At 63.8% G+C, this 24,322-nt stretch carries 25 protein-coding genes; 14 read left to right on the forward strand and 11 right to left on the reverse strand.

What is annotated here, in order from left to right; all coding sequences use genetic code 11:
* Positions 1-80: 80 nt before the first annotated feature.
* The 4 genes from NUW51_RS03550 (at position 81) to trmFO (ending at position 2,946) form a co-directional block, all read left to right on the forward strand.
* The gene (locus NUW51_RS03550) at positions 81-623 is read left to right on the forward strand and encodes a GbsR/MarR family transcriptional regulator (RefSeq protein ID WP_265562818.1); all 543 of its coding nucleotides are present in this window, start codon (positions 81-83) and stop codon (positions 621-623) included.
* A gap of 79 nt (positions 624-702) precedes the next feature.
* Entirely contained in the window at positions 703-1,083 is a 381-nt protein-coding gene (locus NUW51_RS03555) for a hypothetical protein (protein WP_265562820.1), read from the forward strand.
* Positions 1,084-1,148: 65 nt separating this feature from the next.
* The gene (locus tag NUW51_RS03560) at positions 1,149-1,571 is read left to right on the forward strand and encodes a hypothetical protein (protein WP_265562822.1); all 423 of its coding nucleotides are present in this window, start codon (positions 1,149-1,151) and stop codon (positions 1,569-1,571) included.
* 10 nt (positions 1,572-1,581) lie between these two features.
* On the forward strand, positions 1,582-2,946 hold the full coding sequence (gene trmFO, locus NUW51_RS03565) for a methylenetetrahydrofolate--tRNA-(uracil(54)-C(5))-methyltransferase (FADH(2)-oxidizing) TrmFO (protein ID WP_265562825.1): 1,365 nt from the start codon (positions 1,582-1,584) through the stop codon (positions 2,944-2,946).
* 5 nt (positions 2,947-2,951) lie between these two features.
* Here trmFO and NUW51_RS03570 read toward each other — a convergent pair whose 3' ends face one another.
* The 6 genes from NUW51_RS03570 to eno all read right to left on the reverse strand — a co-directional run bounded on the left by NUW51_RS03570 (position 2,952) and on the right by eno (position 8,364).
* Positions 2,952-3,410: a CREC-EF hand family protein gene (locus NUW51_RS03570; protein WP_265562827.1), complete on the reverse strand. Its 459-nt coding sequence runs from the start codon at positions 3,408-3,410 to the stop codon at positions 2,952-2,954.
* Between the two features lie 59 nt (positions 3,411-3,469).
* The gene (locus tag NUW51_RS03575; protein WP_265562829.1) at positions 3,470-4,105 is read right to left on the reverse strand and encodes a squalene/phytoene synthase family protein; all 636 of its coding nucleotides are present in this window, start codon (positions 4,103-4,105) and stop codon (positions 3,470-3,472) included.
* Positions 4,106-4,112: 7 nt separating this feature from the next.
* A complete protein-coding gene (locus NUW51_RS03580; RefSeq protein ID WP_265562831.1) occupies positions 4,113-5,504 on the reverse strand; it encodes a pyruvate dehydrogenase complex E1 component subunit beta in 1,392 nt (463 codons plus the stop codon).
* The gene (gene pdhA, locus NUW51_RS03585) at positions 5,504-6,562 is read right to left on the reverse strand and encodes a pyruvate dehydrogenase (acetyl-transferring) E1 component subunit alpha (protein ID WP_265562833.1); all 1,059 of its coding nucleotides are present in this window, start codon (positions 6,560-6,562) and stop codon (positions 5,504-5,506) included. Before pdhA ends, NUW51_RS03580 begins: the two co-directional genes overlap by 1 nt.
* Before the next feature lie 127 nt (positions 6,563-6,689).
* Entirely contained in the window at positions 6,690-6,971 is a 282-nt protein-coding gene (locus tag NUW51_RS03590) for an FtsB family cell division protein (protein WP_265562835.1), read from the reverse strand.
* Positions 6,972-7,077: 106 nt separating this feature from the next.
* A complete protein-coding gene (gene eno / locus NUW51_RS03595) occupies positions 7,078-8,364 on the reverse strand; it encodes a phosphopyruvate hydratase (protein WP_265562837.1) in 1,287 nt (428 codons plus the stop codon).
* A 161-nt stretch (positions 8,365-8,525) separates the two neighbouring features.
* Between eno and NUW51_RS03600 the strand changes: the two genes are divergently transcribed.
* From NUW51_RS03600 to NUW51_RS03620, 5 genes are read left to right on the forward strand one after another with little or no spacing between them, the layout of a single operon-like run.
* A complete protein-coding gene (locus tag NUW51_RS03600) occupies positions 8,526-9,095 on the forward strand; it encodes a hypothetical protein (RefSeq protein ID WP_265562839.1) in 570 nt (189 codons plus the stop codon).
* Positions 9,096-9,107: 12 nt separating this feature from the next.
* Positions 9,108-9,458, forward strand: a complete 351-nt coding sequence (locus NUW51_RS03605) for a phage holin family protein (RefSeq protein ID WP_265562842.1) — start codon at positions 9,108-9,110, stop codon at positions 9,456-9,458.
* Positions 9,455-9,976, forward strand: a complete 522-nt coding sequence (locus NUW51_RS03610) for a hypothetical protein (RefSeq protein ID WP_265562844.1) — start codon at positions 9,455-9,457, stop codon at positions 9,974-9,976. The genes NUW51_RS03605 and NUW51_RS03610 overlap by 4 nt, the downstream gene beginning before the upstream one ends.
* Complete coding sequence (locus NUW51_RS03615) at positions 9,976-10,485, forward strand: hypothetical protein (RefSeq protein ID WP_265562847.1); 510 nt, start codon at positions 9,976-9,978, stop codon at positions 10,483-10,485. The genes NUW51_RS03610 and NUW51_RS03615 overlap by 1 nt, the downstream gene beginning before the upstream one ends.
* Positions 10,486-10,538: 53 nt before the next feature.
* Complete coding sequence (locus NUW51_RS03620) at positions 10,539-10,772, forward strand: DUF4170 domain-containing protein (RefSeq protein ID WP_265562849.1); 234 nt, start codon at positions 10,539-10,541, stop codon at positions 10,770-10,772.
* 11 nt (positions 10,773-10,783) lie between these two features.
* Here the strand turns inward: NUW51_RS03620 and NUW51_RS03625 are convergent, their stop codons facing one another.
* The 5 genes from NUW51_RS03625 to carA form a co-directional block, all read right to left on the reverse strand.
* Positions 10,784-11,620 (reverse strand): alpha/beta fold hydrolase, encoded by an 837-nt coding sequence (locus NUW51_RS03625; RefSeq protein WP_265562851.1) that lies wholly within the window; start codon positions 11,618-11,620, stop codon positions 10,784-10,786.
* 9 nt (positions 11,621-11,629) lie between these two features.
* Entirely contained in the window at positions 11,630-12,274 is a 645-nt protein-coding gene (locus NUW51_RS03630; protein WP_265562853.1) for a rhomboid family intramembrane serine protease, read from the reverse strand.
* The gene (gene greA, locus NUW51_RS03635; RefSeq protein WP_265562855.1) at positions 12,274-12,750 is read right to left on the reverse strand and encodes a transcription elongation factor GreA; all 477 of its coding nucleotides are present in this window, start codon (positions 12,748-12,750) and stop codon (positions 12,274-12,276) included. Before greA ends, NUW51_RS03630 begins: the two co-directional genes overlap by 1 nt.
* A 75-nt stretch (positions 12,751-12,825) precedes the next feature.
* Positions 12,826-16,179, reverse strand: coding sequence for a carbamoyl-phosphate synthase large subunit (carB, locus tag NUW51_RS03640; protein WP_265562857.1), 3,354 nt, complete (start codon positions 16,177-16,179; stop codon positions 12,826-12,828).
* Positions 16,180-16,627: 448 nt separating this feature from the next.
* Positions 16,628-17,785, reverse strand: a complete 1,158-nt coding sequence (carA, locus tag NUW51_RS03645; protein WP_265562859.1) for a glutamine-hydrolyzing carbamoyl-phosphate synthase small subunit — start codon at positions 17,783-17,785, stop codon at positions 16,628-16,630.
* Between the two features lie 147 nt (positions 17,786-17,932).
* On the opposite strand from carA, the gene NUW51_RS03650 reads away from it, so the two are divergent.
* The 5 genes from NUW51_RS03650 (at position 17,933) to NUW51_RS03670 (ending at position 24,142) form a co-directional block, all read left to right on the forward strand.
* Complete coding sequence (locus NUW51_RS03650; protein ID WP_265562861.1) at positions 17,933-18,388, forward strand: GatB/YqeY domain-containing protein; 456 nt, start codon at positions 17,933-17,935, stop codon at positions 18,386-18,388.
* A 46-nt stretch (positions 18,389-18,434) separates the two neighbouring features.
* On the forward strand, positions 18,435-20,237 hold the full coding sequence (dnaG, locus tag NUW51_RS03655; protein WP_265562863.1) for a DNA primase: 1,803 nt from the start codon (positions 18,435-18,437) through the stop codon (positions 20,235-20,237).
* 279 nt (positions 20,238-20,516) lie between these two features.
* Positions 20,517-22,535 carry an RNA polymerase sigma factor RpoD gene (gene rpoD / locus NUW51_RS03660; RefSeq protein WP_265562865.1) on the forward strand — a complete coding sequence of 673 codons (2,019 nt, stop codon included), beginning with the start codon at positions 20,517-20,519 and terminating at the stop codon, positions 22,533-22,535.
* 381 nt (positions 22,536-22,916) lie between these two features.
* The gene (locus NUW51_RS03665; protein ID WP_265562867.1) at positions 22,917-23,210 is read left to right on the forward strand and encodes a PspC domain-containing protein; all 294 of its coding nucleotides are present in this window, start codon (positions 22,917-22,919) and stop codon (positions 23,208-23,210) included.
* 248 nt (positions 23,211-23,458) lie between these two features.
* The gene (locus NUW51_RS03670; protein WP_265562869.1) at positions 23,459-24,142 is read left to right on the forward strand and encodes a DUF6975 family protein; all 684 of its coding nucleotides are present in this window, start codon (positions 23,459-23,461) and stop codon (positions 24,140-24,142) included.
* The last annotated feature ends 180 nt before the right edge of the window (positions 24,143-24,322 follow it).

The raw sequence follows: 24,322 nt of genomic DNA on the forward strand, positions 1-24,322 counted from the left end.
CGAAATGGCGTTCTGCCGCAGCAAGGCCCCCGAGATCGCTCTTGCTTTCCCCAATTTCTGTCTTTACAGAAATAGCAATCATGAGCGTGATGGATCATCCGGCCGCCAAGGCCTTCATTCTCCATTGGGGCGAGATGGGCACGCAATGGGGCGTGAACCGTTCGCAGAGCCAGATCCATGCATTGCTCTACCTGTCCGACCGCCCGCTTCATGCGGAGGAAATCGTCGACGCGCTCGGGCTTGCGCGGTCGAATGTGTCGACCGCCGTGCGCGAATTGCAGGCCTATGGCATCGTGCGCCGCGTCCATGTCGAGGGCGACCGCCGCGATCATTTCGTCGGCGAGACCGACCTGTGGGACATCTTTCTCAAGGTTACCGACGAACGGCGCAAGCGCGAAGTAGAGCCGACGATCAGGATGCTCGAGCAGCTGTCCGCCGATCTGAAGAAAGACAAGAGCGCCCCCAAGCAGGTGCGCGAGCGGATTATCCGCATGCACGACTTCATGGGCAACCTTGCCACTTGGCATGAACAGGTCCGCCGCCTGCCCAAATCGACCCTCGTCGCGCTGATGAAGCTCGGCGCCGGGGTTGCCCGCTTCATCCCCGGATCGAGGAAGGAATAGTCGGCCCCTCGCCGCCCCAGCCAGGCATATATTTACCCACCAATTTCTGTTTTCACCGAAATAACCGAAGGATCGAAAAATGTACGCGGAAATCGCCTATCTGCTCTATCTCGCCATCTCGATCGCGATCACCATCTGGGTGGCGCGTACCCTTTCGGTGAACGGCGTGGTTTTTCTCAAGCGCTGCTTTGCCCAGAATGACGAGCTTGCCCACTCGACCAATCACCTGCTGGTGGTGGGCTTCTACCTCGTCAACCTGGGCTTCATCCTGTTGACCCTGTCGATCGGATCGGAGCCCGAGAGCGTGTCCGAGATGATCCGTTTCCTGTCGTCCAAGGTCGGGCTCGCCGTGGTCGTGCTGGGCGCCATGCACTTTTTCAATATGAGCGCGATCTCGCACTTCGGGCGAAAAGTGAATGGTTGGCTTGCCGGTGAAGAATGCGCCCAGGCGCGCGCCTGACGCGGCGGCCGGGGCCGCGCTCGCTTCGCGGTCCCGGTGCCCGTTCGTCAAAAAGGAGAAAACTCATGCCGATCGCTCCTGCTCGCCGTCACGTGACCGCGGCCGCCGTGGATGCCGCACTCGTGGCCGGGCCGATCTATTTCACCATCATGATGATCTTCATGCTGACCTCGGATAATCAGGCGGTGTCGCTGTCCTCAAAGGACATCTTCGGCTTCTTCGTCTTCATGATTCCTGTCTGTCTCGTCGGTTTGATCATCGCGATCCTGCCCTGCTGGCTCGTCGGACACGCCTTGCTGGGCATCGCGCGCAAGGGGGACGGCATCCCCGATCCGCTCATGACATTCGTCGCCGGCCTTTCAATCAGCGCGGGGCCTGCGCTGCTGTTCGATCTCGAGGAGTTTGCGATCTGGATCGGCGTGACCGGAGTACTGGTCGCCTTGTTCGGTCGCAAGCGAGCGCTCGACCGCGCCGCCCGGGAACGCTAAAGCGCCGAGCATGACGCATGAAGTGACGATTATCGGCGGCGGGCTCGCGGGGTCGGAAGCGGCCTGGCAGCTCGCCGAGGCTGGTGTGAAGGTGAGGCTTTTCGAGATGCGCGGCGGCGGCGACACGACGCCCGCGCATGACAGCGACCAGCTCGCCGAAATGGTCTGCTCGAACAGCTTTCGCTCGGACGATGCAAATTCGAACGCGGTCGGGCTGCTGCACCAGGAAATGCGGCGCCTCGGTTCGCTCATCATGGCCAAGGCCGACGCGCACAAGGTGCCCGCAGGCTCGGCGCTGGCGGTTGATCGCGACGGTTTCGCGAACGGCGTCACAGAGGCGATTCAAGGTCATGCCAACATCAAGGTGGTGCGCGAACGGGTCGACGCCCTCCCTGTCAATGGCACCACCATCGTCGCCACCGGCCCCCTCACCGGCTCGGCGCTTGCCGACAGCATCGCGGCCGCGACCGGCAAGGACGCCCTCGCCTTTTTCGATGCGATCGCGCCCATCGTCCATAAGGATAGCGTCGATATGGACGTGGCCTGGTTCCAGAGCCGCTGGGACAAGGGCGATGGCAAGGACTATCTCAACTGTCCGATGGACAAGTCGCAGTATGAGGCCTTCGTCCAGGCGCTGATCGACGGCGAGAAGACCGAGTTCAAGGAATGGGAGAAGGACACGCCCTATTTCGAGGGCTGCATGCCGATCGAGGTGATGGCCGAGCGCGGGGTGGAAACGCTGCGCCACGGGCCGATGAAGCCGGTCGGGCTCGATGATCCGCGCACCGGCCGCTGGCCCTATGCGGTCGTCCAGCTGCGGCAGGACAATTCGCTCGGCACGCTTTGGAATATCGTCGGTTTCCAGACCAAGCTCAAATATGGCGCGCAGACCGAGATTTTCCGGATGATCCCGGGGCTGGAGAAAGCCGAATTCGCGCGGTTGGGCGGCATTCACCGCAACAGCTTCATCCGTTCGCCCGAACTGCTCGATGAGCAGCTTCGCCTGAAGTCGATGCCGCATATTCGCTTCGCCGGGCAGATCACGGGCTGCGAGGGTTATCTTGAAAGTGCGGCGGTGGGGATGATGGCGGCGCGTTTCACCGCTGCTGAAGTCAAGGGCGAGGCGTTCGAGGCACCGCCCGTCGAGACCGCTTTCGGCGCCCTCCTCTCGCACATTACGGGCGGCGCCGAGGCCGAGACCTATCAGCCGATGAACATCAATTTCGGGCTCATGCCGCCAATTGCGGGCAAGATGAAGAAGGCCAACCGTCGGCTCAAATATACCGAGCGGGCGCGCGGCGCCTTTGCTGCCTGGCTTATCGAGCAGGGTCTCGAGGACCAGGCGCCCCCCGTCATCGAGTCCGAGGCCGCTTAAATAGGTCAGCAGTCGCAGGTCGGCTTGGGCTTGCGCGGCTTGGGCGCGGTGGTCGCATATTCGCCGCGCGTCAGGCGCGCATCGCCATTGGCGTCGGCCCCCTCGAACTTCTCGATGGTGGTGATCGCCCACTCCTCGAAGCGCAGCGTTCCGTCGCCATCCAAGTCGAGGTTGGCAAAGCGGCCACGACGTGGATGCACCATTTCGGACAGCGTGATGATCTCGTCGCCGTCCTTGTCCACGCGGTTGAACCGCTTCTCTTCCTTGGACAACGGGTCGGCCGCCGGTGGTTCGGCGATTTCCGGGATCGTCGGGAGGTCGCGGGCCTCTTCGGTCACGGCGGCCGCCTCCGCAGCGGGCGCATCGGACAACAGGGATTCGTCGCTTGGCTGCCCGCGCGCAATCAGCACGGCGCCGACGGATGCAACGAGCAGGGCGGACAGGCCGGAAATCCAGCGAAGCATAAGCGCTTCCTTCTCTGGCGATCCGGCAGGCCCCTTCTAACGCGCTTGGGTCGGCGCGGTCAATTCGCTCCCGATACGATCCCCGACAGGCGATGGCTGAGCATCGCGAAGGCGCGCCCGGGTGTCGCTTCGGGTTCGGGCTCGCGGCGCAGGAAATCGCGCGCGGCGAGGCGGGCGAGCAGTGTCAGGGGGCGCAGTTTGACCGGAAAGCGATGCCCCTTCAGATCGCGCATCAGCGCATGGGCGGTCGGCGCTACATCGTCAGGCACCATCCCCCTCACCCGCGCCAGCATCGCGATCGCACCAGCCTTGCCGAGATAACCATCGTCACCACCAAGCAGCGTGGAGATGACCCAGAAGAGCGCGGCCCCGCCCTGCCCCACGCGATGCACGTCGACCTGCGGCTCGAGCAAGGTGGCATAGCCGTCCTCGATTAGTGCGAGCATTTCCCCCGTCACGCCGCGCGGGAGGACATGCTCCGCAAGCGCCGCCAGTCGCGGCTCGGCAGGCGCAGGTTCGCGGTCGAGTTTCTCCAGCGCCTCGCGCCACCAGGCGAGCCGGATCGTCCCGATCATCGGCTCGGTGGTGGCGGCGACGACTTCGGCCAGCGTGGCGTCGAGACGGAGAACCGCCTCGACCGCATCCCGCAGCGGTGCCGGAAAATGGGTGAGCGCCAACGCCCGGTCGGGCGTCAACGCGCCCTCAGCGATAGGTAACCTTCCTCACCGCCTCGACGACCTGCTCGGGCTTGATCAGCGCGAGCTTTTCGAGGTTGGCGGCATAAGGCAGCGGCACGTCGGCATTGGCGACGCGAAGGACGGGGGCATCGAGATCGTCGAAGCCTTCCTCCATCGCAATGGCAGCGATTTCCGAAGAGATCGAGCAGCCGGGCCAGCCTTCCTCGACGCAGACCAGGCGGTTGGTCTTGGCGAGGCTCGCGAGCACCGTGCCCTTGTCGAGGGGCCGCAGCGTGCGAAGGTCGATCACCTCGGCGTCGATGCCTTCCTCGGCCAGCTTGTTGGCCGCATCGAGGGCGACACCCACACCGATCGAGTAGCTCACGATGGTAACGTCGCTGCCTTCGCGGGCGATGCGGGCCTTGCCGATGGGAAGGACATAATCATCGACCTGCGGCACGTCGAAATTCTGGCCGTAAAGCAATTCGTTCTCAAGGAAGACAACGGGGTCTTCGGAACGGATCGCGGCCTTGAGAAGGCCCTTTGCGTCGGCCGCGCTATAGGGCGCGATGACGATGAGGCCAGGTACGCTCGCATACCACGGGCCGTAATTCTGGCTGTGCTGCGCGGCGACGCGCGAGGCCGCGCCATTGGGACCGCGGAAGACGATCGGGCAGCGCATCTGGCCGCCTGACATGTAATTGGTCTTGGCCGCCGAGTTGATGATGTGGTCGATCGCCTGCATGGCGAAGTTGAAGGTCATGAACTCGATGACCGGGCGGAGGCCGCCCATCGCCGCGCCCGACCCGATGCCGGCAAAGCCATATTCGGTGATCGGCGTGTCGATGACGCGGCGCGCACCGAACTCGTCGAGAAGCCCCTGCGTGACCTTATAGGCGCCCTGATATTCGGCGACTTCCTCGCCCATCACGAAGACGCGATCATCGGCGCGCATTTCCTCGGCCATCGCATCGCGCAAGGCTTCGCGCACGGTCGTGGCCTGCATCTCGGTGCCCTCGGGAAGGTCGGCATCGACGTGGCTGACCTTTTCGGTGGCCGGCAGGTCCTGCGTAATCGGCGCTTCGCTTTCCTCGCGGCCGATCGCCTTGCCCTCGCCTTGGCTCGGCGCGTGGGCCGGGGTTTCTGGCGCGGCGGCGGAGAAGTCAGCTTCCTCGCCTTCCTCGCCGATCATCGCGATGGCGGTGCCGACCGCAACGTTGTCGGTGCCTTCGGGCACGAGGATCTTGAGGAGGACGCCTTCGTCCACGGCCTCGAACTCCATCGTCGCCTTGTCGGTCTCGATCTCGGCGATGATGTCGCCGGCGGCCACGCTGTCACCCTCGGCCTTGAGCCACTTGGCGAGCGTGCCCTCTTCCATCGTCGGCGAGAGCGCGGGCATTTTCAGTTCGGTGGCCATTAGTAATTCTCCACCAGAACGTCAGTGTACAATTCGGATGCCTCGGGTTCGGGGGCGTGTTCGGCAAAGTCCGCCGCCTCCTTCACGCGCTCCTTGATCTCTTTGTCGATCGCCTTGAGATCATCCTCGCTGGCGCCCATCGAGAGCAATTCCTGCTTGGCCTGCTCCAACGGATCGCGCTCGCCGCGGAAGCCTTCGACCTCGTCGCGGGTGCGATATTTGGCAGGGTCCGACATGGAGTGGCCGCGATAGCGGTAGGTCATGAGCTCCAAGAGGATCGGCCCCTTGCCCGAGCGCGTCCATTCGAGAGCCACTTCGGCAGCGCCGCGCACCGCGAGCACGTCCATGCCATCGACCTGGATACCAGGGATCTGGAAGCTCTCGCCGCGCTTGTAGAGCTCGGGTTCTGAGCTGTGACGCTTCACGCTCGTGCCCATTGCATAATGGTTGTTCTCGATCGCGTAGATGACCGGCAGATTCCACAGCTCGGCCATGTTGAAGCTCTCGTAGACCTGGCCCTGGTTGGCTGCGCCGTCACCGAAATAGCTGAGGTTGACCCCGCCATCCCCGCTATACTGATGCTTGAAGGCGAGACCGGTACCGAGCGAGACCTGCGCGCCGACGATGCCGTGGCCGCCATAGAAGCCATGTTCGACGCTGAACATGTGCATCGAACCGCCCTTGCCCTTCGAGATGCCGGCGGCGCGCCCGGTCAGTTCGGCCATGATGAGATTAGGATCGATGCCATAGGCCAGCATATGGCCATGGTCGCGATAGCCGGTGATGACGCTGTCCTTGCCGACGGTCATCGCCGATTGCAGGCCAACCGCCACCGCTTCCTGACCGATATAGAGGTGGCAGAAGCCACCGATCAGGCCGAGGCCGTAGAGCTGGCCCGCGCGCTCCTCGAATCGGCGAATGAGCAGCATCTGCTTGTAAAAATCGAGCAGCTCTTCCTGGCTCGCCTCATAGCGCGTCGGCTGCGGCGGGCGTTCGAAATTGTCCTTGGGCGCGGCGGATTTGGTCGCGGGCGCCTTCTTGGCGGGCTTCTTCGCCATGATCTCTCCTGTTGGTCGCGCGCTCTAGTAAAAGGCGCGGGGCCGCTTGGCAATCGCGGATTGACGTAAGGGAAGGTGAACCGTGTGAACGTTCACGCAAGCCGTGTCGAAAACGCCGGGCGACCGCTTAATCGAGCGAGATGATGATCTCGTCCTCGCGGATCAAACCCAGATCGCGGCGCACCAGTTCCTCGGCCATGTCGGGATCGGCGGCCTTGGGGTCGAGGAGCTCGGAGCGGTGGCGCAGCGCATCACGCTCGGCGGTCAGCGCGGCCAATTCAGCCTCGCGTTCCTCGAGCGCGCGATAATAGCCGCCCCAGGCCATGAGGCCATTGTCGCCCGCGATCGCATAGCCTGCGAAATTGCCTATGATGACGAACGCGAAGAGCGGCCAGATCACCCGGCGCATTGCCCCCCTCGTTTTCGTGCCCACGCTCATGGCGTAACCTTAAACATATAACGCGGCGTTCACCAAGTCCTTTTATGGCCGGAACGACCTGATTTGGAACGGTGAATCAGCCCAGCTTGACCTTGAAGGCGTCGCGGCCGGGATAGCAGCCATTGTCGCCCAGCTCTTCCTCGATGCGCAGCAACTGGTTGTACTTGGCCGTGCGGTCCGAGCGGGCGAGGCTACCGGTCTTGATCTGGCCGCAGGAGAGCGCGACCGCGAGGTCGGCGATGGTCGCATCCTCGGTCTCGCCCGAACGATGGCTCATGACCGAGGTGTAGCGCGCGTTCTGCGCCATGCGCACGGCCTCGACCGTCTCGGTCAAGGTGCCGATCTGGTTGACCTTGACGAGCAGCGAGTTGGCCATGCCCCCCTCGATCCCGCGCGCGAGGCGTTCGGTGTTGGTGACGAAAAGGTCATCGCCGACGAGCTGCACCTTGTCGCCGAGCCGTTCGGTCAGGAGCTTCCAGCCTTCCCAATCATCCTCGCCCATGCCGTCCTCGATCGAGGCGATGGGATAGTCGGCGGCCAGCTTGGCCAGCTCATCGACCATCTCGGCCGAGCTCAGCGAACGCCCCTCGCCCTTCAATTCATACTTGCCATCGACATGGAACTCGGTGGCGGCGCAATCGAGCGCGACGAGGATTTCCTTGCCCAGCGTGAAGCCCGCGAGGTCGCAGGCTTCGCCGACAAGGTCCAATGCCTCGCGGCTCGACCCGATGGCGGGCGCGAAGCCTCCCTCGTCGCCAACCGCCGTCGACAGGCCGCGCTCGGCCAGCGCGCCTTTCAGCGCATGAAAGATCTCGGTGCCGTGGCGCAGCGCTTCGGAGAAGCTGTCGGCGCCGACCGGCATGATCATGAATTCCTGGAAGTCGATCGGATTGTCGGCGTGGGCGCCGCCGTTGAGGATATTCATCATCGGCACCGGCAGGATGGTGGCCCCCACCCCGCCGACATAGCGGTAAAGCGGCAGTGCGCAGGCTTCGGCAGCGGCCTTGGCCGTGGCGAGGCTGACGCCGAGGATCGCATTGGCACCCAGCTTGGCCTTGTTGTCGGTGCCGTCGAGGTCGACCATCACCGCGTCGATCTCGGCCTGCTCCTCGGCTTCCATGCCCATCAGCGCATCGCTGATCGGGCCGTTGACCGCCGCGATCGCCTTGGTGACGCCCTTGCCGCCATAATAGGCCTTGTCGCCATCGCGCAGCTCGACCGCCTCGTAGGCGCCGGTCGAGGCACCCGAAGGCACCGCAGCGCGCCCCATCGAGCCATCTTCGAGCGTCACGTCGACTTCGACCGTGGGGTTGCCCCGGCTGTCGAGGATCTGGCGGGCGAAGATGTCGATGATGGCGGGCATGGTCGTTCCTCTAGCGAAATGAGTTCGTCCGGCATAAGATGTCGGTTCGTCGCGGGCCTTAGTCGAAGCACCCTGTGCAGCGCAACATGAAGGTCGTTTCGGGGGAACAGCGACGGGGTCTGACGGGTTGGCCTCATTGAACGACAAGTAAGGAGTTTCTAATGGCCATCGAGACCGAAAAGCTGCCCGAGGGCACCGACCGGATCATTCCCGGCGCCACCCGCACGGCTAGCGACATGGAAGCGGAGTTGATCGTGGAAGAAGCGAATACCAGCCAGACCAAGCGCGACAAGGTCGTCGCCAAAGTGAACGAAGCGCGCCAGAGCGTGGCCAAGGAAGCGGCGGGCAAGACCCGCGGCATGATCGGCGACGGGCTCTCCAAGGGCTCGGAAGCGATTGGCTCGATGTCGCGCCTCGTCGGCGATACGGCGGGCAGCATCGATGAGCAGCTCGGCGCCGAATATGGCGACTATGCCCGCTCGACCGCGCGCTATCTCGACGAGACGGCGCAAAAAATTGCGGCGAAGGATCCCGACGAGCTTGTCGATGATCTGCGCGGCTTCGTGAAGAAGAGCCCGGGCATCGCGCTCGGCGCGGCGGCGATCGTCGGTTTCGCTCTGGCGCGCGTGATCCAGTCGGGCTTCGATGCCGAACGCGGCGATTATGATGATGATGGCTATGAGCCGGTGATCGACAACGATCCTGTCATCGATCCGAGCCCGCAGGCTTAAGGGAGAGACGGGTTGAGCGTCGCCGAGCGGTCCGATCCGCAAAATTACGACCCCGACGCCTCCATCGGTGACCTGATGGGGCGCGTGGTGGAGGATGCGCGCGAACTTGCCGAGGCGGAGATCAACTACGCCAAGGCCAAGGTGAAGAGCGAGGTCCGCCCCTATAAGCAGGCGGTCGTCTGGTTCGCCCTTGCGGCCGTCTTCGCCACGGCCGCGCTCATCGCCTTCGCAGTCGGCGTGACGATGGCGCTCGCAACGCTGGTTGGCCCTCTTGCCGGCGGCATCGCGGCGACCGTGTTGCTGCTTGCCGTGGCGGGAGCGCTCGCGATGATCGGCAAGAACAAGCTGGAAGGTGGATCATGAGTATCGATCCCGAATTGATCGACGCCAAGAATGCGGTCGAGGCCAAGCGGGCCCAGTTGATGCATTCGACCAAATATGCGCTCGGCGAAGCGAAACGCCGCCTCGCCCCCGACCTCCTCGCCGAACAGGCGTGGGAAAAGGTCAAGCGCAAGTCCGGCGATGCCGTGCATGACGCCTATCTCGAAGCCAAGGCCAAACCCTGGCTCGTCGGCGGGATTGCCGCGGCGATCGGCCTTTTTCTTGCCCGCAAGCCGGTCGGTGAGATGGCGGTGAAGGCCTATCAGGCGGCGCGCGGCGAAGAAGAGGACGGGGGCGACGCCCCTGCCCCATCGCCGCCCGAGGCTCCGGCGGCCAAGCCGCCGCCACGGCGAACGCGTCGCACGGCGACCAAGGCACCGAGCGTCGCTGAGTTCCAGGAAGCCAGCAGACCGATTGAAGAAAAGAAGAAACCGGCGCCCAAGGCGGCCAAGACGAAGGCCGACAAGCCGCGTCGAACCAAGAAAACGGAGGATGTGTGATGAGTGTGAAGGACAAGGCACAACAGGCGGGCGACAAGGCCCGTGAAACCGCCGGCAAGGCGAAGGCCAAGGCCAGCAAGGCTGCGGGCGATCTGCGTGACGGCGCCAGCCGCGCTTATGAAACGAGCCGCGCCAGCGCCGTGCGTGCCTATGATCGGACCCGCCAGGGTGCCCGTACCGGCGCGCGCAAGACCGGCGAAGGGATCGAGAACAATCCGCTCGTCGCCTTGGGTGGCGGGCTCGCGCTCGGGCTCATCATTGGCGCCCTTATCCCGCGCAGCCGCCGCGAACAGCAATTGCTCCGCGATGTCGGGAGCAACATCAACACCCGCGCGCACAGCGCCTTCGACGCGGCACGAGAGGCCGGACAGCGCCAGCTCGAGCAGCGCGGCCTGACCGCTGACGCCGCTGAAAATGCCGTGCGCGACATTGCCCGCGGCGTCGGTGAAGCCGCGCGCAGTTCGGCCGAAGCCGGTGCACGTGCGGCGCGTGGCACCAGCGAGGCTTAAATGTTCGAACGGGCGGCTTTGCTTGGCAGTGAACTTCTGCTAGCGGGCCGCCCATGAGCAAGCTTCACCTCGTCTTCGGCGGTCGGGTCAAGGATCCGCGCGGCCTTGAATTCACCGATCTCAAGAACCTCGACCTCGTCGGCCTGTACGACAGCTATGCCGCTGCCGAGGACGCTTGGCGCGGCGCGGCGCAGCGCACCGTCGACGATGCCGAGATGAAATATGTGGTGGTGCACCTTCACCGCCTGCTCGAGCCCGACACCGCCGCGCTCGACGAACAGGCCTGAGGCCGCGGGGCTTATTCGCCCCGCGCCTTGCCGCCCCTGATCCATTCCACCAGCTGCATGGCCGACGCCTCGACCCAATCGGGGCGCTCGGCCACGACCTTGTGACCCGCGCTTTCGTCGATCCGAACGAAGCGATAGGGAGAGGCTGTCGCGAAGGCGCGGTGCGAGGCGCGCCAATCACGCTGTTCGGTTTCCGTCGCCAATGCGCCGTCGGTGACGAGCGAATAGATCGGCAGGCGCGGGTCGAGCTCGACGTTCGCGAAGATCGCCGCGCTCTGCGGCCAGGCCTCCATCAACGGAATGATGTGATCGGCCAGCGCCGGCGCCGCCTCGCGCACGGCGGCATATTGCGGACGATATTCCTCGAGGATCGCCTCGACCCGATCGGGGGTCGGGTCATCGGGAATGATCGCATCGAGGAGCAGCACGGCTGCGATCCGCTCGTCGCGCTCGGCCAGCATTAGCCCCGTCATGCCCCCATAGCTGTGCGCCACAAGGAGGACGGGCGCGCTGACAAGGCAGTGATCGAGCAATTCTCCGATCACACTGACTTCGCGGACGACATCATAGTGCTCGCCCGGACGCGGGCCGCTTTGCCCCAGCCCGGCGCGATCATATTGGATGGTGCGCAGGCCCCTGTCGCGCAGACGTTTGGCCATATCGTCCCAGACGTTGCCGTCATTGCCATTGCCGCTTTCGAACAGGACGGTGACATCACCCGGCCGTCCCCAGTCCTTGACATGAAGTTCATGCTCACCGGCGCGCAGGAAGCTGTCGCCGCAACGGTGCAGTGAGGGCTCGCTGGTCGCGGCGGCGAGGGTGAAAGCGACTACGGTCGAAAGGGGCATGTGTCCGACCTAGGCGGTGGGCGGGCTCGGGGGAAGTAGGCTTCTGCGAACGGGGGAAAGCCAGCGGTGCAACAAGAGCCCGGCGAGAAAGCCGCCGACATGAGCAGGTGTGGCGATCAACGTGCCTTCGACCCGGCCATAGAGGTCGAGCGCATATTGGAAGGCGATCCAGAAGAGGAACAGCCATGTGGCGTTGAGAAAGCGGTTCAGCCCAGACGACGCGACAAGCTGTCGGCGGCTGCCGAAGCTCAAGGCGAACGCGCCGAGGATGGCACTGACCGCTCCGCTCGCCCCGATCATCGGAAGCGCGGCCGCAGGGTCGACCCACCATTGCGCCACCGCCGCGAGATAAGCCCCGGCGACAAACAGCATCGTCATCCGCACGGAGCCCAGCCGGCTCTCAAGAAGATTGCCGCAATATAGCAGCACGAGGAGGTTGAAGCCGATGTGCGTGACATCGACGTGCAGGAAGGCAGCGGTCAGCGGGGTGAGCACAGCGGGAATGACACTATCGAGCGCGATCCCGCTCCATCGCGCGGGGATGAAGCCTGCCGCCATGTAGGTCTCGGAGATCCCCCAGACATATTCGGTCAGGAGAAAGCCGAGCACGGCGACGGCAGCCAGGAAATTGGTCGCCGTCGCCCGCAGGGTCATTATTTGAACTCGACCTTGTCGATCTCGTAATATTTCTCGCCCGCCGGCGTCGTTACTTCGACCTCGTCGCCGGCCGAGCGGCCAATGAGGGCGCGCGCCAACGGCGAGTTGAAGTTGATGCGGCCCTTCGACGCGTCGGCCTCATTCTCGCCGACCAGTTGATAGGTCTTCTTGTTGTCGTCCTCGTCGAGGAGGTGGACGGTCGCGCCGAACACCACCTTGTCGCCCGACAGCGTTGCGGGATCTATGACCATCGCGCGCGCCAGCTGGTCCTCGAGATGGCTGATGGTCGCCTCGATCTGGCCCTGGCGTTCCTTGGCGGCGTGATATTCGGCATTTTCCGACAGGTCGCCATGAGCGCGCGCTTCCTCGATCGCGTCGATGACGGCGGGGCGTTCGACCATCTTGAGATGCTTGACCTCGGCGCTCATCTTGGCGTGGCCCTCGGCCAGCATCGGCACTTTTTCGCTTGCCATCGCAACAACATCCTTCGTCAAAACCGCGCCCTCATCGCCCGTGGCAATGCAAGTTCGCGGTTTTTGGTGAAAAGTTCAGGTCCCGGGATAATAGGACTGGAGCGAGCGAACATCAAGGGTTTCGGGATCGGCCCGGCCAATGATGCGCGCGATCGCGAGGCTCGCCCCGACAGTCGTGTAGTAAGGAATGCGCGCCTTCAGCGCCGCCTCGCGGATATCCTGGCTGTCCTTGAGGCTCTGCCACCCTTCCGTCGTGTTGAAGACGAGATTGACGGCGCCGTCCTTGATCTTGTCGACGATGTGCGGGCGGCCCTGCGCCACCTTGTTGACGCGGGTGACGCGCACGCCTTCGTCGGACAGGTAATTGGCCGTGCCATCGGTCGCGATGATCGTGAAGCCCGCCATGTCGAGATCGCGCGCAGCGGTCAGGATATGCGGCTTGTCGCTTTCCTTGACCGAGATGAAGACGCAGCCTTCGCGCGGGTGACGCGTCCCTGCCCCAAGCTGGGCCTTTGCGTAGGCAGCGTCGAAACTGCGTGCAATTCCCATGACTTCGCCTGTGCTCTTCATTTCCGGTCCCAACACGGGATCGGTGCCGGGGAAGCGGGCGAAGGGGAAGACCGGCTCCTTGATCGCATAATGATCGACCTTGCGATCGATGGTCGCGAAGTCGGCGAGCTTGGCCCCCGCCATCACCTTCGCCGCGATCTTGGCGAGCGGGCGGCCGATCGCCTTGGCGACGAAGGGCACGGTGCGCGAGGCACGCGGGTTGACCTCGATGAGGTAGACTGTGCCGTCCTTCACTGCATATTGGACGTTCATCAGGCCGCGCACCTTGAGCGCCATGCCGAGCGCCTCGGTCTGGCGCTCGATCTCGGCGATGATACGCGGTGGCAAGCTGAAAGGCGGCAAGCTGCAGGCACTGTCGCCCGAATGCACGCCCGCTTCCTCGATATGCTGGAGGATGCCGGTCACTGCGACCGCATCGCCATCGCAGATCGCATCGACGTCGACCTCGATCGCATCGCGCAGATAACGGTCGATGAGGACGGGCGAATTGCCTGACACCGAGACGGCGGTGTTGATATAATGGTCGAGCTGTTCGGGGCCGTCGACTACCTCCATCGCGCGTCCGCCGAGCACGTAGCTGGGGCGCAGGAGGACGGGGTAGCCGATGCGGCTCGCCACCGAGAGCGCCTCGTCGCGGCTGCGCGCGATGCCATTGTCGGGCTGGGTCAGGCCGAGCTTGTTGACGAGCGCGGCAAAGCGTTCGCGGTCTTCGGCGAGGTCGATGCTGTCGGGCGTGGTGCCGAGGATCGGGATGCCCGCAGCTTCGAGATCGGCGGCGAGCTTGAGCGGCGTCTGGCCGCCCAGCTGGACGATGACGCCCTTCAAGGCGCCCGCCTGCTTCTCGGTCTCGAGGATCTCGAGCACGTCTTCGGCGGTGAGTGGTTCGAAATAGAGCCGGTCCGAGGTGTCGGGGTCGGTCGAGACGGTCTCGGGGTTGCAGTTGACCATCACGACCTCATGGCCCTCGGCCTTGTTGTCGGGGTCGGTCTCCCCCCGGTCGCGGCCCAGCGCAAAGGCGGCGTGGACGCAGCAATAATCGAATTCGATGCCCTGCCCGATGCGGTTGGGCCCGCCGCCGAGGATGACGACCTTGGTGCGATCCGACACGCCCGCCTCGTCGACGGGTTCGTCGAACAGCGGCGCTTCGTAGGTCGAATAGAGATAGGGCGTGACCGCGTCGAATTCGGCAGCGCAGCTGTCGATGCGCTTGAAGACGGGGCGCACGCCAAGCTTGTGGCGCAATGCGCGCACTTCCGCCTCCGTGGTGCCGCCGTGCATGGCTTTCAGGACGTCATGGACGATCCCCCTGCCCTCGACGGCTTCGGCGACGGCATGGGTCGATTGCGCGGAGAGCTGCGCGAGGCGCGCGTCGGAGAAGCCGAGGCTCTTCAAATAACGCATGCCGTGCGCGGTGCCGGGCAGGCCATCGGCGGCGACGGCGCGTTCGGACGCAATGATGTCCTCCAGCTGGCGCAGGAACCACGGGTCGAAATGCGCGATCTTGTGAATGCGCTCGACGGTGAAGCCCTCACGCAGCGCCTGCGCGGCGGCGAGGATGCGGAAGGGCGTGGCGCGGCCCAGCGCATTCTCGATCTCGGCCTCGGTGGCGCCTTCGAGATCGGGCAGCGGGTCGAGGCCGTTCAACCCCGTCTCGGTGCCGCGCAGCGCTTTCTGGAAGCTTTCGGCGAAATTGCGGCCGATCGCCATCACCTCGCCGACCGACTTCATCGCGGTCGACAGCAAGGGCTGCGACCCAGCGAATTTCTCGAAGGCGAAGCGCGGGATCTTGGTGACGACATAGTCGATGGTCGGCTCGAACGAGGCCGGGGTCGCGCCGCCGGTGATGTCGTTGCGAAGTTCATCGAGCGTGTAGCCGATGGCGAGTTTCGCCGCGATGCGCGCGATGGGAAAGCCGGTGGCCTTGGACGCCAGCGCCGAGGAACGCGACACGCGCGGGTTCATCTCGATGACGACCATGCGGCCGTCCTTGGGGTTGATCGCAAACTGGACGTTGGAGCCGCCCGTCTCCACCCCGATCTCGCGCAGCACGGCGATGGAGGCCGAGCGCATGCGCTGATATTCCTTGTCGGTCAGCGTCAGCGCGGGCGCGACGGTGATGCTGTCGCCGGTATGCACGCCCATCGGATCGACATTCTCGATGGAGCAGATGATGATGGCATTGTCGGCGCGGTCGCGCACGACTTCCATCTCATATTCCTTCCAGCCGACGATGCTCTCCTCGATCAGCACCTCGGTGGTGGGCGAGGCTTCGAGCCCGCCCTTTACGATATTCTCGAACTCTTCCTTGTTATAGGCGACGCCGCCGCCCGTGCCGCCCAAGGTGAAGCTCGGTCGAATGATCGCGGGAAGGCCGATGGTCTCGAGGATGCGGGTGGCATCCTCCATGCTGTGCGCGATGTCGCTGATCGGGCTTTCGAGGCCGATCTTGGTCATCGCCGCCTTGAACTTCTCGCGGTCCTCGGCCTTGTCGATCGCCTCGGCGGTGGCGCCGATGAGCTTGACGCCATGCTTTTCGAGGATGCCGAGCTTGTTGAGCGAGAGCGCGCAGTTGAGCGCCGTCTGCCCGCCCATGGTCGGCAGGATGGCGTCGGGCTTTTCCTTCTCGATGATCTTCTCGACCACGCGCGGGTTGATCGGCTCGACATAGGTCGCGTCGGCCAGCCCGGGGTCGGTCATGATCGTGGCGGGGTTGGAGTTGACCACAATGACGCGATAGCCCTCCTCCTTTAGTGCCTTGATGGCCTGGCTGCCCGAATAGTCGAACTCGGCGGCCTGCCCGATGACAATGGGCCCCGCGCCGATGACGAGGATGGATTGAATATCAGTACGTGCGGGCATTAGCGCATCATCCCAACGAATTTTCTAAAGAGGTTGAAACTGTCCTGTGGACCGGGGCTGACCCTCGCCCACTGCAAGGCAGGCTGCAATCACGAGCGGACCAGAAAAAGAAGGCCCAAAACCCAAGAGAATGCCGTCTAGTCATTGGCAGGGGGAGGGCCGAGTACCCATGTATGGGCATTCGTCCCGGCAAGTATGTCGTCTTCGATCTCGCTCAGGCAAGCCGACCAGCGGGCTTTGTCAGCAGCCGGGCCCAAAATGATAGCAAACTGCCATTCTCCGAGGGGCGACTGCTCCCACGAAACGCGTTGTGCACCGGGGCCGCAAGCTTCCGCCCGCTCAAGTGCCTGTCGCCGTTCTGCTTCAGTCGGAGGGGGCAATTGATCCTTCTCCATTGCATCTCCCATCGTACAAGCCGCAATCAGAAAGGAAAAAAGAACGCTTAGCTTCACCGCATCATTCCCACGAACTTTTCGAAGAGGTAGAAACTGTCCTGCGGTCCCGGGCTGGCCTCGGGGTGATATTGCACGCTGAACGCCGGGCGGTCGGTGAGTTCGATGCCGCAATTGCTGTCGTCGAACAGGCTGACATGGGTCTCGCGCACGAAGTCGGGCAGCCCCTCGCGCTTGACCGCGAAGCCGTGGTTCATGCTGGTGATCTCTACCACCCCGTCCGCGCAGCGCTTGACCGGATGGTTGGCGCCGCGGTGGCCCTGGAACATCTTTTCCGTTTGCCCGCCGACGGCGAGCGCAAGGAGCTGATGGCCGAGGCAGATGCCGAATAGCGGCTTTTTGGTCTCGAGGAGCTGCTGGATGACCGGGATGGCATAGTCGCCCGTCGCCGCCGGATCGCCCGGGCCGTTCGACAGGAAGATGCCGTCGGGATCATGCGCGATGATCTCTTCGTAGGAAGCGGTCGCCGGCACCACCGTCACCCGCGCGCCCGCCTCGACGAGGTTGCGGAAAATGTTGTGCTTGGCGCCATAGTCGATGGCGACGACATGGGGCGCGTTCGCGTCGGCGTGGCCGAGCTTATAACCCTGCCCCAGCTCCCAACCACCGTCGCTCCACTGGTCGAGCTGGCGGCGCGAGACTTCTTGCGCGAGGTCCATGCCTTCGAGGCCGGGCCAGTCCTTGGCCATCTGCTGCAATTTGGCGAGGTCGAAATTGCCGTCGGGGTCGTGAGCGATGACGACCGTCGGCGGCCCTTCCTCGCGCACGAGCTGCGTCAGCGCGCGCGTGTCGACGCCCGAAATGCCGATGCGGCCATGTTCGGCCATCCAGGCGGCGAAGTTGCGCTGGCTGCGGAAGTTGGACGGCGGGGTGACGAGCTCGCGGGTGATGCAGCCCAGCGCATGGGCGACGGGTGCCTCGACGTCTTCGTCGTTGGCGCCGACATTGCCGATATGCGGGAAAGTGAAGGCGATGACCTGCCGCGCATAACTGGGGTCGGTCATGACCTCCTGATAGCCGGTCATGGCGGTGTTGAAGCACAGTTCGCCGACCGCCTCGCCGGCGGCGCCGAAGCCATGCCCCCTGATGGTGCGGCCGTCGGCGAAGACGATGATGCCGGTGGCGGTGTCGAGGGGGTGCGCGCGTTGAGGCATCGGCAGCTTGGGCTCCGTTGGCAGGGGTATATCGGCGATGTTGCTAAGCCACAGCCGCTACGCCTGTTCGTTGCCCTCGTCAACGGGTGGAGCGGGCGCTTTTCACCCGCTAGATGACTTTCTTTTACCATTTGCGGGAAGACGAAAATGATTCGCGATGATCTGAAGGCGGCGATGGTCGCGGGCATGAAGGCGGGCGAGAAGGACAAGGTGGCGACGATCCGCCTCATCCAGTCCGAGGTGAAGAACAAGGATATCGAAGCGCGTACCGGCGGCGAGATCGCCGACGATGACGCCCATGTCACCGCCGTCCTCCAGAAAATGGTCAAGCAGCGCCGCGAATCGGCGGAGATGTTCCGCAAGGGCGGCGCCGAGGACCGCGCCGCCGCCGAGGAAGCCGAGATCACGGTGATCGAACAGTTCCTGCCCGCCCAGATGGGCGATGACGAGATCGAGGCCGCCGTCGCCGCGATCATCGCCGATACCGGCGCGACCGGCATGAAGGATATGGGCCGCGTCATGGGCGAGGTTCGCGCCCGCCACGGTGCCGCGATCGAACCCGCCAAGGCCTCGGCAGCGGCCAAGAAGCAGCTCGCGGGCTGAGCGGGTCTCGCTTGCTCAAAACCGCATTTGGGTCCAGCATCGCGCCATGAGCCTTCCTGCCTCCTTCCTCGATGAACTGCGCGCGCGCATTCGCGTGTCTGAGGTCGTCGGCAATGACGTGCGGCTGCAGAAGGCGGGCAAGGAATATAAGGCCTGCTGCCCCTTCCACGACGAGAAGACGCCGAGCTTCTACATCAACGACCAGAAGGGCTTCTATCACTGCTTCGGCTGCTCGGCGCATGGCGATGCGATCAGCTATCTCGTCGACGGGCGCGGCATGGGCTTCATGGATGCGGTCAAGGAACTGGCATCCAAGGCCGGGATGGAGGTCCCCGCTCCCGATCCGCAAGCCCAGAAGCGTGCCGAACAGCGCGCCGAACTGGTCGACGTCACCGAAGCGGCGGCGAGCTGGTACGAAGAGCAGCTGGGCGGCATCGAAGGCGCGGGCGCGCGCGCCTATCTGGAGAAGCGCGGCCTGACGCCCGATCTGATCAAGCGGTTCCGCCTCGGCTTCGCTCCTGATGATCGTGGGCGGCTGAAACGCGCGCTCGACCGCTTCGGCCTGCCCAAGCTGGTGGATAGCGGAATGGTGATCGCGCCCGATGAGCCCGGGCGCGAACCCTATGACCGCTTCCGCGGGCGGTTGATGATCCCCATTCGCGATGCGCGCGGGCGCGTCATCGCCTTCGGCGGGCGCATCCTCGGCGATGGACAGCCCAAATATCTCAATAGCCCCGAGACCCCGCTGTTCGACAAGGGGCGGCAGCTCTACAATCTCGACCGCGCCCAGACCGCGGCGCGCAAGGCCGAGCGGCTGATCGTCGTCGAGGGCTATATGGATGCCATCGCGCTGTCCAAGGCGGGGATCGACGAGGTTGTCGCGCCCCTGGGCACCGCGCTCACCGAAGATCAGCTGCGGCTGATGTGGCGGGTGAGCGAGGAGCCCATCCTCTGCTTCGACGGCGACGAGGCCGGGCGGCGGGCCGCCGAGCGTGCCTTGCGCCGCGCCCTGCCGATGCTGGCACCGAGCCAGTCGCTGCGCTTCGTCCTCCTGCCCGCCGGCATGGACCCCGACGACATGATCGCCTCGGGCGGGCCGGCGCTGTTCGAAAAGGCGCTGGCCTCCTCGCTGCGCTACGATGAATTCCTGTGGAAGACGGCGAGCGAGAATATCGACGGCGCGTCGCCTGTCGAACGCGAGAAGCTGAAGCAGTTGCTCCAGAAAAGCGCCTTCGAGATCGAGGATGCGGGGCTCGCGGCGGAAACGTGGAAGAGCCTCAAGGATCGCTTCTTCGCGCAATATGGCTTTCGCAAGGGCCAGGTGCAGGAAATGGCGAGCATCATCCGTTCGCTGCCTCAGGGCGGCGAGATGCCCCTCCCCCTCGCCTATCGGACCGCCGTGCTGTTCGGGCTGACTCGTTATCCCGACGTGGCGGTCGAGCATACGGAATTGGTCGCCGCGCTCGACATTGAGGATAAGAACTTAAACCGCTGGCGTCACATCATCCTCGATGCTGCCGTAGAGACGCCCGATATCGACGAGAGCGGCCTTGAAGCGCTGCTGCGCGAAGATGCATTTTTTGAATGGCGTGATCGAAATCTGAAACGCGACCTCGGCTACAGCTTCTATTATCGCGCCAACGACTGGTCGAAGGCCAAGGATGATCTGTTGAACGTCATTCGCGTGCTGGTTGCGGAAAAGCATTTCGACGACGTCGCGCAGGCCCGCGAGGATGCGCTCAAGGCGCAAATGTCCGAAAAGGCGTGGGAAGACGTGCAGCGCTATCGCGAGGACGAGGCCGCGCGGCAGGCGGAATTGAACCGTTTCGTCGAGAATGTCGCGGCCTGAGCCCCGCTTTTGTGCCGAGTCGCTTGATCCCGGGGGGCATCTTCCCATATTGGCGAACGACGATGCTGGACATCCCGTCCCGCGCGCTCATGGGATCGTGGCAGGCGAGACCGATCGAAAGGGCTGGGCCGCTTGGCACTTCGCGCCCGATCGAAGCGTTTGGAACGGGAGGCTGGCGATGAAGTGCCCGCGCACGTCGAGCGCGGTGGACTTTGCGAGGATGCAACCGACAGGCCGGTGGACGCCGACCTGCATGGAAAGATTGAAGTTTTGAAATCTATGGCCAAGACCGACAACGACACCAAGGAAGACGGCGACCAGCCGCTGATCGACCTCAACAATGCCGCGATCAAGAAGCTCCTCGCGCGCGGCAAGAAGCGTGGCATCCTCACCTATGACGAGGTGAACGAGGCGCTGCCCAGCGACCAGATGAGCCCCGACCAGATCGAGGATGCGATGACGGCCATCTCCGAGATGGGCATCAACATCGTCGAAAATGACGAGGATGACGAGGACGGCGACGGCGATAACGACGTCGAGGAAATCTCGGCCGACGATTCCAAGCCCGAAAAGGTCAAGGCCACCACCAATACCAAGGAACGCGCCGACCGTACCGATGACCCGGTACGCATGTACCTGCGCGAGATGGGCGCGGTCGAACTGCTCTCCCGCGAGGGCGAGATCGCCATCGCCAAGCGCATCGAGGCCGGCCGCGACTTCATGATCTGGGGCCTGTGCGAAAGCCCGATCACCTTCAACGCCATCATCGAATGGTCGAACAATCTCAACGAGGAGACCATGCAGCTGCGCGAGATCCTCGATCTCGAGGCGATGATTTCCAAGGGACCGACGCAGGAACAGCTCGAGAAGAGCGAGGGCGACGACGACGACGGCGAGATCTCCGAGGAGAATGCCGGCCCGACGATCGCCGAGGACGAAGACGAGGACGAGGACGAATCAGAAGACGGCGAGGAAGGCGAGGACGCCGGCGCCGCCGCGCGCAAGCGTCGCGAGGAAGAAGAGGAAGACAACACCCTCAGCCTTGCGCAGATGGAAGAAGCGCTGAAGCCCACCGCCATCGAGAAATTTGCCGAGATCACCTCGGTCTTCAAGAAATTCTCCAAGTTGCAGACCGAGCGCCTCACCGCACTTGAGGCGGGCGAGGAACTGACCGCGGCGAAGGAAAAGAAATATCAGCAGCTGTCGGGTGAGCTGACCGCGCTGGTGGAATCGATGCAATTCCACAATGCCAAGATCGAGATGCTCGTCGACCAGCTCTATGGCTACAACCGGCGCCTGATGACGCTCGGCGGCCAGATGCTGCGCCTAGCCGAACGCCACCGCGTGTCGCGCAGGAGCTTCCTCGAGGAATATGAGGGCAATGAGCTCGACGACGCCTGGCTCGATCGTGTCGCCAAGATCGACAAGAAATGGGCCAGCTTCGCGTCGAACGAATCCGAGACGGTCGCGCGCATTCGCGGCGAGATCGCGGAAATCGCGCAACTGACCGGCATGAGCCTGCCCGAATTCCGCCGCATCGTGAACCAGGTCCAGAAGGGCGAACGCGAGGCGCGCATCGCCAAGAAGGAAATGGTCGAGGCCAACCTGCGCCTCGTCATCTCGATCGCCAAGAAGTACACCAACCGCGGCCTGCAGTTCCTCGACCTCATCCAGGAAGGCAATATCGGTCTGATGAAGGCGGTCGATAAGTTCGAATACCGCCGCGGCTACAAATTCTCGACCTATGCGACCTGGTGGATCCGCCAGGCGATCACCCGCTCGATCGCCGACCAGGCGCGCACCATCCGCATCCCGGTCCACATGATCGAGACGATCAACAAGCTGGTGCGCACCAGCCGCCAGTTCCTCCACGAAACCGGCCGCGAGCCGACGCCGGAAGAATTGGCCGAACGCCTGTCGATGCCGCTCGAGAAGGTGCGCAAGGTGATGAAGATCGCCAAGGAACCGATCAGCCTCGAAACGCCGATCGGCGACGAGGAGGATTCGCACCTCGGCGACTTCATTGAGGACAAGAATGCCGTCATCCCGGTCGATGCGGCGATCCAGTCGAACCTCAAGGAAACCGTCACCCGAGTGCTCGCTAGCCTTACCCCGCGCGAAGAACGCGTGCTGCGCATGCGCTTCGGCATCGGCATGAACACCGATCACACGCTCGAGGAAGTCGGCCAGCAATTCAGCGTGACCCGCGAACGCATCCGCCAGATCGAGGCCAAGGCGCTGCGCAAGCTCAAGCATCCGAGCCGCAGTCGCAAGATGCGCAGCTTCCTTGACCAGTAAGCGGAAAAACAGCGTCTCCAAGACGGGCGACGGCTTTTTTAGAGTCATTACTCTCGATGGACATTTCGCAATCGGATACGTCTTGTTGGAAGCGCTGAAAAAAGCTGAGACTGTACAACGGACCTAAGTCCGTAGCGTTTGACCACTGATCGCAAGGTGCCGCCCGTTCATCGAAGCGGGCGGCACTTTTTCATGCCGCATTCATTGATTTGTTGCGATGCACAACTATGTGGCATCTGCGCCAAGCCATGGTGGGAAATCCCACCATCCATAGCAGTCGGTTCGAGAGAAAAGCCCGGAAGTCGTGGCTTCGGTCGATTTGGCACGATGAATGCAAAGAGTTCGGCAAGGCGGAATTCACCGCCCGTCGATGAGGGAAACATGATGAACGGCAATATCTTCCTGCGCAACGATACGATTTTCGGCATCTGCCAGGCGCTGGGCGAGGATTTCGGCTTCAACCCGAACATTCTGCGCGTCGCGCTGATCCTGCCGCTCTTCTGGTTCCCGGTTGAGGTCGCCATCACTTATGTTGGTCTCGGCCTCGTCGTGCTCGCCTCGCGCTTGCTCTTCAAGGATCGCTCGCCAGCAACCGTGGCGGCAGACGGCAAGAGCGCCCTGCCCCGCGCCGGCCAGCCCGCGAATAGCGACCTTGCCATCAGCGACGCCGCCTGATCGGCCTGCCGCCAGCGCGCCTAGCGCTGTGGCATCCGCCAAGATTGCCCCCCGTGGACGGGACAGACGCCCCCTCGCGTCTGTCCCGTCTTTTTGTCTGCAGGTCATTCCTGTCCCGTTTCGGGTCGGAAATTAACGCCTCTGACCAAAAGGTTTCCGACCTGGTAACCGGCTCTTAATTGGCAGATGCTAGCGCTTTTCATCCCACCACCAGATGATTGCGATATTTAGGTTACGAGGGAGACGAAATGATGGTGGCGCCTGCGAATATCGGACGGGATCCCTCCGCACCGGCCCTCACGTCCTTCGATGTGCTGCAGGCCAGTGGCACGGTGCTTCATGCGCACCATCAGCGCCTCCTGACCGGCGACACGCTGTCGACCACGCGCGACCTCGCCGACTTCGTTCATTGCCTGTGCAATCTCTATGCCTGCCATCCCACGATGATCGAGACCGCGCTCGGCCGCGTCGGCGCCGGCGGGCAGCGCGATTGGATGATGCAAAGCGTTACCGCGTTCGAGCACGAACGCCACTTCCTCGTGTCACTGACGGCTGCGGTGGGCCCCCTGCCCTCCACCAGCGGCGCGGCCCAGACCGAAAATGCCTTGAAGTCTCAGCGCCATGCCATCGAGACGCTGGGGCGTTCGGAGCGCAATGGCTGCGCGCTGGGCTCCGCGGCCGCGCTCGTCGCCGATTGGAGCGCGATGCGCCTGCTGCTCAATCGGGTTGCCGAGCGCCAGGGTCTCGACGAGCCTGAATGCAGCCTGCCTGATGACGGCGCCGGCAAGGCGCTCGCCCAGACGGTGGACGGGATGGCCCAGAGCCGGGCCTTTGCCTTCGGAGCCGAGCAACTCCTGCTCCAGCATCGCGGTCTGTTCGACCTGCTCGAAGCCCGCGCGGCGGCCCGTGACAAGGTCGACGGCCTCGCCTGAGGTCTGCCGAGCGTCAGTCATCGCCCGCAACGACTTGCGGTACCGACGTCTTCGCCTTCCGCTGACGATTTAGCAGTGCGTACCCGGGCCCCCATTGGGTTCGACCGGGATAGGCTGACTCGCGCTTGCAAAGCACCCCATGTTGCTTCCCATGCATCCGCTCAAGGACAGTAGTCCGGC

Origin of the sequence: Sphingomicrobium arenosum, assembly GCF_026157085.1 — a bacterium.
In the GTDB taxonomy this organism is placed as follows: domain Bacteria; phylum Pseudomonadota; class Alphaproteobacteria; order Sphingomonadales; family Sphingomonadaceae; genus Sphingomicrobium; species Sphingomicrobium arenosum.